Below are 11,341 nucleotides of genomic sequence, written 5' to 3'. Positions count from 1 at the left end.
AATTTGTTCATCTATTTGTATTGATAAAAAAGATTCTGTAGTTTATGCAGGTGATCTTATTGAAGCTCCCATTCCTGTGATTCTCTGGGATGACCTTGAACAATATATCTCCACACTTAAATATATAAGGAATCTTTCAGTGGATACCTTTATTGCTTCTCATTCTGGTATAGTTGATTTAAAATTAATTAATGACAATATAAAATATTTAAGAAATTTATTTGAGAAAAATCAAATAATTTTTACAGGAGATGAAATAGCCCAAAAAAGACATGAGGCAAATAAGAAGAATTTACTAATGGTTATTTTTGAAAGTTTGGCCAGGAAGAAATTTGGAGATGAATTTGATTATCATACCTTTAAAATTAATTTATGGAATGAATTAGGAGTTAGTTATAATGATCTTAAAAATGAATATAAGTATTTAATTGAAACTGAAGAAAAAGAATTAGAAAAAGCATTTAAAAACTATTATTATAATAACTAAAGGGAGAGATTTTAAAATGGATGAAAAGAAATATTTATTTAATTTAATTTCTGAATTAAAGGATCCTGAAGACATAAAAATAATAGAAAAATATCAAGAAAAACAACAAAAATTAGGAGCCTGGGTTGAAGGGATTTTTCCTGATCAATTTGTAGATGAAAAAATAACAGTTCCGGATACTATTTCTAACAAAAATAAATGTGTTTCAGAATTAATTGAACAGAAAAAGAAAAATATAGAGGCAATAAAAGCTATGGGAGAATATAATTTAGAATTCAAAAATGATAAATTTGATTTAGTTGAGGATTATAAAGATTATCCTAAAAAGTGGAATTTAAAAATTGATTTAGATGTATTAGCTAGTACTTTAAATTTTTTAGAAAAGAAAGAATTAAATGAAGATAAGGCTCTAGAAATTGCTAATTTAGAAGGAAATCAGGAGATGTTAAAACATAGAAAAAATCTTGGATATTTACCTGAACCGATTACTGATACAAAAGATTTATCTAAATTGCTTATCTGGGCAGCAAGTGAAAAACCTGAAGATATAATCTGGAAATGGCTTAATCCTTTTAATATATTTGAATTTGCAGATATTTATAATAATCTGGATAAATTTAAAAAATTATATAATACTATTAATGAAAACCAAAATAAGATAACTTCAAATATTCTTGCAGAATTGAGTGATTATATTAAAAATGATTTAATATTTAATGAAACTTTTTCTTTAACCACTGGTTATGCAATAAGAGGGTGGGCGACTGATAATAGATTTGGTATTAATATAGAAAATATCAAGGATGATTATAAAAGGTTGACTGCCACTATTTCTCATGAGTTATTTCATAGATTGCAGACAAAAATTTGTACAACCATAGGACAGGAACAAAGTTTTTCTGCAATAACAAGTGGTGATTTTAAAAATGAAAAAGATAATAAATTTTATGAAGTTCTTGCTTATATAATGCTGGAAGGTAGCGGAGAATATATAACTCATCAATTTGTAGAAAATAAAGAGGAAAACCTGGAGAAAAAAGCAGTTGAAGGGCTTGAATTGCTTAATGAAACTTATGAAACTATTTATAATAAAGGTGAAATAGATAAGGTTGATGAATTATTAAATAAAGGGTTAAAATCCAATGGAGTTTTTTATTCTTTAGGTGAATATTTAAGCAAATTATTGATTGAAAAAGAGGGTAGAAGTTATTTAGGAGAGATTTTAGAGAAAGGAGTAGGAAGTTTTTTTGTAGAAGGATTAAAGAGTGTTGAGAAAAAGGAATTTGAGGAGATGTTAAGTATTATTTTAGAACAGGGAGTGATTGATTATCAAAATTAATATTCAACAAACTTATTTAAGTTTTTTTTATCTGGTAGGTAATTTCTTTTATTCTTTATTTTATTTTTGTTTTATTTTGATTTTGTTGGCTCTAGGATTTGGACTTACTATATGTTGGGTGGGAATTCCCCTGGTGATTTTTTTATTTCAAATTATTGAAAAGATAATTAATAAAGACATGAAATTTGCAGAAAATTTATTACCTATTGAGTATAATAAAATAAAATTCAAAAAATATCCTGAAGAAAATCTTTTAGGTAAATTCAAACTTTATATTACTAATAAAAAAATATGGAGATATATTGGGTTTTATTTATTACGATTTCCTATTACAGTAGCAACTTTTTCTATAAGTATTTTTTTGGTTTTAGTACCGGTAGTTTTAATTATAGCTCCATTAATATATAATTTTGTTTCTTATAATATCCTGCTTTTTGAAGTGAATTCTTTATTTTCGGCATTATTATTAAGTGTATTGGGATTAGGACTTTCTTTTATCTTTTTTCCAATACTCAATAATGTTGCATTAAAACAGGGGGCTTTATTAAAAAAAATAGATTAAAAGGATGATTATTAATGAAATCATACTGGAAAATAATTTTATTTTTTGTACTGGTTATAATTGTTATTAGTGGTGGGCTATTTTATTATATGAGTCGTGGTCTTGATTCAGGAAGTGAACTTCCAATAAATAATGTTAATCTTTCTGATTTAGAAGATGGGACTTATACAGGTACTTATCAAGGAGGTAGATGGTCAAATACAGTTGAAGTTACTATTAAAGATAATAAGATATTAGATATTAAAGTAACAGATGATGTGATGATTTCTCAATCAGAGGTAATGGATAAAATTTTGAATCGGGTTATAGACAGGCAAAGAGTAGATGTAGATGTGATTTCAGAAGCAACAGTTACCAGTAAAGCTTATTTGAAAGCTATTGAAAGAGCATTGAGCAAATAAAATTTGCATTATCTTATTTAACATGATATAAATATAACAAAGATATAGCTTGTGAAAAATATTTTTTAACTAAATCTTGAGCAATTTTCTAAGAAAAACCAGGAGGTGTTTTTGTTATGATTACAGCTGATTCTCAAATTAAAAAAGTAGTATTAGATAACCCGGATATTGAAGAGGTCTTTAAAGACTATAATATAAAGGTTTTTGGCTGAGGCGGAATGGCCAAATACCACATCGGTGATGTGGCAAAATTTAAAAATATAGAACTTGATGATTTATTAGATGATTTAAATAATTTTCTAAAAGAATAAATATGAATTAAAATCAGACCAGTCTTTTAAAAGGCTGGTTTTTTTCTTTTATTGATTAAATTCACAAAGCATTTTAAAAAGGTATTTAACCGCTTATCTAGAAATTATAATTAAGAGATATAAATTTCGCTTAATTAAGAGAGAAGATATAGAAAGGAGTGGTTTTATGTTAAAAGTTAAAGATATTATGAGTAAAGATGTACAAACATTAGCTCCTGATACAAGTGTAGAAGAAGCAGCTAAAATTTTAAGTGAAACTGGAATAAGTGGTTTACCTGTTGTTAAAGATGGAAAATTAGTGGGAATTGTCAGTGAATCAGATTTGATAGTTAAAGATAAAAAGCTCCATTTTCCTGACTATATAAATGTGATTGGTGGTATTATATATTTAGAGAGTTATAAAAAATTTAGAGAAGAGTTTAAAAAGTTTATAGCCGTTGAAGTAAAAGATTTAATGACAGAGAAAGTTATTACAATTTCACCTGAAGCTACAGTAGAAGATGCAGCAACTTTAATGAGTGATAAAGATGTTAATAGATTACCAGTTGTGGAAGGTGACAAATTAGTTGGAATAGTAACTAGAGGAGATATTGTAAAAGATTTGGCAAGAGGAGAAGAATAGCAAAATAAAATACTATAAGGGTCTACCATATTATATGGTGGACCTTTTTTTAGGAGGAATAGCATAATGAAAATAACAACAAAAAAATTAGTTTTAATGGCCATATTTGTTGCTTTAGGAATTATATTACCAATTGTCTTTCATATTTTTGGGAGTAGTATAGCACAAATTTTATCACCAATGCATATACCTGTCTTTATAGCTGGTGCTTTAATGGGTCCTATAGCAGGACTTATAGTTGGGATGATGACTCCGATTTTGAGTTCTCTTTTTACAGGTATGCCTCCAGTAATTCCTATGTTACCAATAATGTTTGTAGAGTTAGCTATTTATGGTTATTTGATGGGCTATCTTTATAAAGTGAAAAATGTAAATATATATTTGAGTTTGATAATTACTATGTTATTAGGAAGAATAAGTACTGGTATTGTAGTTTATATACTCGTTCATGGATTTAATATTGGTAGATTACCTAAAAATCCACTTATTTTTGTGCAGGGTACAATAATTTCAGGAATGCCAGGTATTATTTTACATTTAGCTTTAGTTCCATTACTTATTAAATATCTTAGAAATGCTAATTTTTTAAAAAGAATATAAAAGAGGAGGATGAAGTTGTCATTAGTTTGTGTAGGAGATAATGTTGCAGATTTTTATCATAAAAAAAAGAGATTTTATCCAGGTGGTAGTGCCTATAATGTTGCTATTTTAAGTAAACGGCTTGGGGTAGATACTGCTTATTTAGGAACATTTGGGACAGATGGCCCTGGGGAATATTTGGTGGAATTTTTAGAAAAAGAAAATGTTGATATTTCTCATATATCTGTTCTGGAAGGTAATAATGCTTTTTCAGTTGTAAAAGAAGTAGAAGGCAGAAGTGAAATTGTAAAAGTCGATAAAGGTGTATATAAAAATTTTTGTTTATCTGAAAAGGATTTAGATTTTATTGAGTCTTTTGATTTACTACATACTACTTTTTATAGTTATACTGAAGAATATCTTCCAATATTTAAAGAGAAAGGTTTAAAAGTTTCTTTTGATTTTTCTTTTTGTAGAGATAAAAATTATCTAAAAAAGACTGTTCCTTATGTTGATCTGGCCTTTTTTTCAGGTGAGAAAGATAATAAGGAAAAACTAAAAGAATTAATGACCTTTATTTATAATCTGGGAGCTAAGTATGTAATATTTACCCTGGGAGAAAAAGGAGTAATGGCTTTATATAATGATAAATATTTTTATCAAGAAGCAAAAGAAATTGAGGTTATTGATTCTCTAGGAGCAGGAGATGCTTTTATTAGTATGTTTTTAAATAACTTCAATTTTAAAGATAGTATAAGAGAAAGCGATTTTAAAAAAATATTGAAAAAAAGTGTAGATTTTGCTGCAAAAAACTGCAAACATTATGGAACAATAAAAATTAGGAGGTAGTTTAATTGAAAAAAATATTATTAACCGGTTTTGATCCTTTTGGAGAAGAAGATATAAATCCAGCTACAGAAGTAGTAAAAAAATTTTCTGATAAAAAAATAGGTGATTATGAAATTAAAACTATTGAAATACCTACTGTTTATAAAAAATCTATTAATAAAATAAAAGAAAAAATAAATGAGATTGAACCGGAACTGGTAATAAGTATAGGGCAGGCCGGGGGAAGAACAGATATTTCTCTGGAAAGAATAGCGATAAATATCGATGATTACAGAATTGAAGATAATGAAGGGAATAAACCTGTTGATAAAGCAATTAATCCTAGTGGCAAAAATGCATATTTTTCAACTCTTCCTATAAAAAAGATGGCTGAAAAGATAAAAGAAAAGGGGATACCTGCTGAAATTTCAAATTCTGCCGGAACTTTTGTTTGTAATCATGTTATGTATGGTGTTCTTAATTATATTGAGGAAAATGAACTTGATATAAAAGCTGGATTTATACATATACCATTTTTACCTTCACAGGTAGTTGATAAGAAAAGCAAGGCAAGTATGAGTTTAGAAACTGTCAGAAAAGGACTGGAAATAGCGATTGAAGCTGCGATTTGATTAAGGAGGAAGATAATGTCTGTTATTGTCCAAAAATATGGAGGTAGTTCACTAGCTGATATTGAAAAAATAAATAAAGTGGCAGATAATATTATAAAAAGAAAAGAGAGTGGAGATGATGTTATAGTAGTAGCTTCAGCAATGGGTAATACTACTGATGAATTATTGGATATGGCCTACAATATATCAAATAATCCTCAAAAAAGAGAAGTAGATATGTTAATTTCTTCTGGAGAACAAATTTCAATTTCACTCTTATCTATAGCTTTAAGAGAAAAAGGTTATAAATCTGTCTCTTTAACTGGCTTTCAGGCTGGAATTAAAACAAAAGGTATTCATACTAAAAATAAGATAAAAGAAATTAAAGCTAGAAGAATAAATAAATATTTAGCTGAAGATAAAATTGTAGTAGTAGCTGGATTTCAGGGAATAAATGAAAAAGGTGATATCACTACTTTAGGCAGAGGAGGCTCTGATACTTCTGCTGTAGCTTTGGCTGCAAGTTTTAATACAAAGTGTGAAATTTATACTGATGTAAATGGTATTTATAGTGTTGACCCTGCTTATTATTCTAGTGCTAAAAAGTTAGACTTTATTAGTTATGAGGAAATGTTAGAGATGGCAAGCCTTGGAGCAAATGTCTTGGAAACAAGAGCTGTGGATCTCGCAAAAAAATATAATGTAGAAATCTATTTAGCAGCAAGTCATGAAAATGAAAAGGGAACTTATATAAAGGAGAGCGATAAGATTATGGAGCAAAAAAGTGTTACAGGAGTTACAGTAAATGAAGATGTTCTTATGATAAGTATTAATCATATTCCATATAGTCCTGAAAATATTTCTTTAATATTTCAAAAACTGGCTGCTAAAAATATCAATATAGATATGATAAGTCAAACACCTCCAGAAAAAGAAAAAGTAAATATAACCTTTACAACTTCTAAAAAAGATTTAAATGAAGCTAAACAGGTTCTAAAAAAATTAAAAAAGAAATTTGAAAAAATAGAAATAGAAATCGATGATAGTGTTGTAAAAGTTTCAGTAATTGGAATAGGTATGAGACAGCAGGCAGGAGTGGCAGCTAAAATATTTGATATTTTTGCAAAAAATAATATAGAATTTAAACAGGTTACTACTTCTGAAATAAGTATTTCTTATACTGTTAATGAAAAAGATAGAAAAAAAGCAGTGCAGGTTTTAGGAAATGAATATGAGTTGTAAACTTTATGAAGAAAGTATAAAAAATATTTTTTAACAGGCAGGTGGAAATATGATTAATGCTATTACTGGAAGAGATAATTATTTTTATGATAAATTTATCAAAGAATTAAATAATGCTGAAGAAGTTAAAATGAATGTTTCTTTTTTAAGAGAATCTGGTGTGCAATTAATCATTAAAAATTTAAAAAAACAGGCTTTAAATGGAACTAAAATAAAAATTTTAACTTCGAATTATTTAAATATTACTGAACCCTCTGCTCTTTATCTTTTAAAAGATGAATTAGGTGAGTTAGTTGATTTAAGATTATATCAAACCGAGGACATTTCTTTTCATCCAAAAGCATATTTTTTTGAAAATAAAGATAAAAAAGTTGTTTTTATTGGTTCTTCTAATCTTTCTTATTCTGCATTTCATTCTGGAATAGAATGGAATTATCGTTTGCTAAAAAAGAATGATCAGTCTGCATATCAAGAATTTGAAAGAGATTTTCAAAATTTATTTTCGAATTCAATTAAAATCAATAAAAAAGAATTGCGCAAATATGCTTCTGAATGGAAAAAACCAAAAATTTTAAAAACAGTTGATGAAAAAGAAAAAAACATTAAAGAGATAAAAGAAAAGCCAGAACCAAGAGGAGCTCAAATTGAAGCTCTTTATGAACTTGAATTAGCTAGAGAAGAAGGAGTATCGGAGGCTTTAGTTTCAGCGGCTACTGGAGTAGGAAAAACTTATCTTGCAGCTTTTGATTCTATAGATTTCGATAAAATTTTATTTCTAGCACATCGAGAAGAAATTTTAAATCAAGCTAAAGATTCATTTGAAAATATAGCTCCTAAAAAAGAATATAGTTTTTTTAATGGTGAAGAAAAAAATCCTGCAGGTGATATTGTTTTTGCCAGTGTTCAGACTCTTAGAAAAGAAAAATATCTGAATAAATATTTTAATAAAGATTTTTTTGAATACATAATTGTAGATGAATTTCATCATGCAGCTGCAGAAAGTTATTTGAATGTAATAAATTATTTTGAACCTGAATTTTTGTTAGGCCTTACTGCTACACCCTATAGAATGGATAATAAAGATATTTTTGAAATTTGTAATGATAACTTAATATATGAATTAGATCTAAAAGATGCTATTAATAGAGATTTGTTAGTCCCTTTTAAATATTATGGAATTTATGATTCAAAAGTTGATTATGAAGAAATAGATCATCAAAATGGAAAATATAATAAAAAAGAGCTTGAAAAAGCACTTTCTACTAATAAAAGAGCAGATTTAATTTACGATCATTATAAAAAAATTGCCGGTGAAAGAACATTAGGTTTTTGTGCCTCAATTGAACATGCAAAATATATGACAGAATATTTCAATAAGCAAGGTGTTAAAGCAGTTTGTGTTCATAGTTCTGCTGATAAAGGTGACTATTTTCTTTCCAGAAACAAAGCAGTAAGTCAAATTAAGAATAAGAAAATTGATATTATCTTTGCAGTAGATATATTTAATGAAGGTGTAGATATTCCATCTTTGGACACAGTTTTATTTTTGCGACCTACTGAATCTTATGTAGTATTTTTACAACAACTAGGAAGAGGATTAAGAAAGTACCCTGGGAAGGACCATTTAAAAGTATTAGATTTTATCGGCAATTATAAAAGAGCTCATTATTTGCCATTATTGTTATCAGGAGAGAATCCAATGGCAGATAAAAAAAGAAAATATAGAAATTTAGAAGAATTCGAGTATCCTGAAGGTTGTAAGATAAATTTTGATTTAAAAATCATTGATCTTTTTAAGGAATTAAAGAAAAATGATCCTTTGAGACAAAGAATGATTGATGAATATTATAGAATAAAAAATGATATTGGAAGAAGACCTTTAAGAAAAGATATTTATGAAGGAACTGATATAGATATAAATGAGTTTTTAAAAAGAAAACATGATGGTAAAAAAGGTTATTTACGTTTTCTTGCTAGTATTGATGAATTAAATGAAGAAGAGAAGAACTGGCTGAATTCTATTGCAGAAGATTTTTTATATGAGCTCGAAAAAACTTCAATGAGTAAATCCTATAAAATACCAACCTTACTTGCTCTAATAAAAGATAATAAATTACAAAAAAGTGTAAGTATGAATAAAGTAGGTAAAACTTTTGAGAGATTTTATAGAAATCATAAAAAGCATCAAAAAGATTTGAATAATAAAAAACACAAAAATTGGGAAAAATGGAATGAAGAAAGGTTTGTAAAAGAGGCAGAAAGAAATCCAGTAAAATACCTTTCAAAAAGGAAATATTTTATTCATGATGAAATAAATAATGAATTTATGTTAAATCCAGATTTGCATCGATTTTTAAGTAATAAATTAACCAAACATTTTAAAGATATAGTAGAATATAGAAAAACGAGATATTTCAGAAGAAGATTTAAAGAAAATAATTAAATTTTCAGGAGGTAATATATTTATGAAAAAATTTAATAAACTGATAAGAGATAGGATTCCTGAAATAATAGAAGAAGCAGGGAATGATTATGAATTAGAAATTTTAGATGATGAAAGTTATTTTAAGGCTTTAAATAATAAACTTGAAGAAGAACTTGAAGAATACAAAGAGAGCAAAGAAATAATGGAGTTAGCTGATTTAGTTGAAATAATTTATGCTATTTTAGATTATAAAGATATATCAAGAGAAAAATTTGAAAAGATGAGAAAAAACAAACAAAAAGAACGTGGTGGCTTTGAAAAGAAATTATTTTTAAAAAAAGCGGAAGTGGATTAAATATGTTAAATAATAAAATAATAATAAGTTATGGGGATCAGGCCAGGGAAATGGTAAAAGAATTACTTGCAGAAATAAAAATAGAAAAAAATCTTAATAAGAATGATTTAATAGCTTTAAAACCAAATTTAATTAAAGCTGCAAAATCAGAAACTGGAGCCACTACAGATCCTAATCTTGTAAAAGGGATTATAGAATATTTAAAAGAAAAAGGCTTTTTAAATATAATAATCATTGAGGGCTCCTGGGTTGGAGCAGATACAGAAAATGCTTTTAAAAAATGTGGTTATAATAAAATATCTAAAGAATATGAGATACCTATGTACAATTTACAGAAAGATAACTTTAAAGTTAAAAATAGTAAGGGGATGGATATTGAGATAGCTCAAAAAGCTCTGGAAGTTGATTATCTAATTAATTTACCGGTTTTAAAGGGACACTGTCAGACAACTATAACCTGTTCTTTAAAAAATCTAAAAGGTTGTATATCAAATAAGGAGAAAAGACGTTTTCACCGGCGAGGATTACATAAACCAATAGCTGCTTTAAATAAAGTCTTATCTCAGGATTTAATAATTGTTGATGGAATATATGGTGATCTTGATTTTGAAGAAGGTGGTAATCCAGTTAAAATGAATAGATTGATTGCAGGCAGTGATCCAGTATTAATAGATAGTTATGCTGCTAATTTACTTGGATATTCTATTGAAGAGATTGAATATATTACATTAGCTGAAAAGTTTGGAGTAGGAAAATCTAATATAGAACAGGCTGAAATTATAGAGATAAACAAGGATAAAGCAGCTCACATTGAAAATAAGACAATAAAAATAAAAAATTTAACAGAAAAAGTTGAAGCAAAAGAAGCCTGTTCAGCCTGTTATGGTAGTTTAATTCATGCCTTAAAGAGATTAAATGAAAAAGGTGAATTGGATAAGATAAAGGGAAGAATTAAAATTGGACAGGGTTATAAAAATATAGATATTTCTGGAATTGGGATTGGCAACTGTTGCTTAGGAGCAGATAATTATGTTAAAGGTTGTCCCCCATCAGCTAAAGATATACTTGACTTTCTGAGAGGTGAATTTATTGAATAATAATTACCTGGATAATCTCACAAAAGCTTTGATGGATAAAGCTGATCCCGAAAAAGCAAAAGAGCAAAAAAAATATATGAGAAATAAATTTGAATTTTTTGGAATTCAGGCTAAACCACGTAGAAAAGCTACCAGAAAATTTATGCGAAAGGAAAATAGACCAACTTATGAAGAATTAGATATTGTTGTTAAAAAATTATGGAAAAAGGATGAAAGGGAATATCAGTATTTTGGAGCTGAATTAGTTGAAAGATATAAAAAAGAATTTAATGAAGATATTATTAAATTACTGGAATATATGATTACTCATAAATCCTGGTGGGATACTGTTGATCAAATAGCTAAAAAATTAGTAGGGTCATATTTTAAAAAGTTTCCAGAAAAGAAAGAAGTGTATATTAAAAAATGGATTAATTCAGATAATATCTGGCTGCAGAGAAGCTGTATATTATTTCAGCTAGGTTATAAAGAAGATACTAATG

13 protein-coding genes are annotated in these 11,341 nt (G+C 27.3%); all 13 read left to right on the top strand.

All coding sequences use genetic code 11. The features are described 5' to 3' along the window. Positions 1-487, top strand: a 487-nt coding sequence (locus tag VJ881_05580) for a hypothetical protein (GenBank protein HKL75519.1), incomplete at its 5' end; no start/stop codon positions are given. A 16-nt stretch (positions 488-503) separates the two neighbouring features. Beyond that, a complete protein-coding gene (locus VJ881_05575; protein HKL75518.1) occupies positions 504-1,826 on the top strand; it encodes a DUF5700 domain-containing putative Zn-dependent protease in 1,323 nt (440 codons plus the stop codon). Further along, positions 1,810-2,388: a sensor domain-containing protein gene (locus tag VJ881_05570; protein ID HKL75517.1), complete on the top strand. Its 579-nt coding sequence runs from the start codon at positions 1,810-1,812 to the stop codon at positions 2,386-2,388. The genes VJ881_05575 and VJ881_05570 overlap by 17 nt, the downstream gene beginning before the upstream one ends. A gap of 14 nt (positions 2,389-2,402) precedes the next feature. Further along, the gene (locus VJ881_05565) at positions 2,403-2,789 is read left to right on the top strand and encodes an FMN-binding protein (GenBank protein ID HKL75516.1); all 387 of its coding nucleotides are present in this window, start codon (positions 2,403-2,405) and stop codon (positions 2,787-2,789) included. Between the two features lie 477 nt (positions 2,790-3,266). Continuing rightward, on the top strand, positions 3,267-3,722 hold the full coding sequence (locus VJ881_05560; protein ID HKL75515.1) for a CBS domain-containing protein: 456 nt from the start codon (positions 3,267-3,269) through the stop codon (positions 3,720-3,722). A gap of 66 nt (positions 3,723-3,788) precedes the next feature. Then, the gene (locus tag VJ881_05555) at positions 3,789-4,322 is read left to right on the top strand and encodes an ECF transporter S component (GenBank protein ID HKL75514.1); all 534 of its coding nucleotides are present in this window, start codon (positions 3,789-3,791) and stop codon (positions 4,320-4,322) included. A gap of 15 nt (positions 4,323-4,337) precedes the next feature. Continuing rightward, a complete protein-coding gene (locus VJ881_05550; protein ID HKL75513.1) occupies positions 4,338-5,150 on the top strand; it encodes a PfkB family carbohydrate kinase in 813 nt (270 codons plus the stop codon). Positions 5,151-5,155: 5 nt separating this feature from the next. Further along, the gene (pcp, locus tag VJ881_05545; GenBank protein ID HKL75512.1) at positions 5,156-5,761 is read left to right on the top strand and encodes a pyroglutamyl-peptidase I; all 606 of its coding nucleotides are present in this window, start codon (positions 5,156-5,158) and stop codon (positions 5,759-5,761) included. A gap of 15 nt (positions 5,762-5,776) precedes the next feature. Next, a complete protein-coding gene (locus VJ881_05540; protein HKL75511.1) occupies positions 5,777-6,982 on the top strand; it encodes an aspartate kinase in 1,206 nt (401 codons plus the stop codon). Positions 6,983-7,031: 49 nt separating this feature from the next. Further along, positions 7,032-9,425: a DEAD/DEAH box helicase family protein gene (locus tag VJ881_05535; GenBank protein ID HKL75510.1), complete on the top strand. Its 2,394-nt coding sequence runs from the start codon at positions 7,032-7,034 to the stop codon at positions 9,423-9,425. Between the two features lie 22 nt (positions 9,426-9,447). Further along, the gene (locus VJ881_05530; protein ID HKL75509.1) at positions 9,448-9,762 is read left to right on the top strand and encodes a nucleoside triphosphate pyrophosphohydrolase; all 315 of its coding nucleotides are present in this window, start codon (positions 9,448-9,450) and stop codon (positions 9,760-9,762) included. Between the two features lie 2 nt (positions 9,763-9,764). Further along, positions 9,765-10,859 carry a DUF362 domain-containing protein gene (locus VJ881_05525; GenBank protein ID HKL75508.1) on the top strand — a complete coding sequence of 365 codons (1,095 nt, stop codon included), beginning with the start codon at positions 9,765-9,767 and terminating at the stop codon, positions 10,857-10,859. Next, on the top strand, positions 10,852-11,341 hold a 490-nt coding region (locus tag VJ881_05520; GenBank protein ID HKL75507.1), incomplete at its 3' end, for a DNA alkylation repair protein. The genes VJ881_05525 and VJ881_05520, both read left to right, overlap by 8 nt.

Source organism: Halanaerobiales bacterium (genome assembly GCA_035270125.1).
Lineage (GTDB): Bacteria > Bacillota > Halanaerobiia > Halanaerobiales > DATFIM01 > DATFIM01.
The sequence above is the reverse complement of the archived record's forward strand: the minus strand, read 5'-3'. Positions and strand labels throughout refer to the sequence as shown.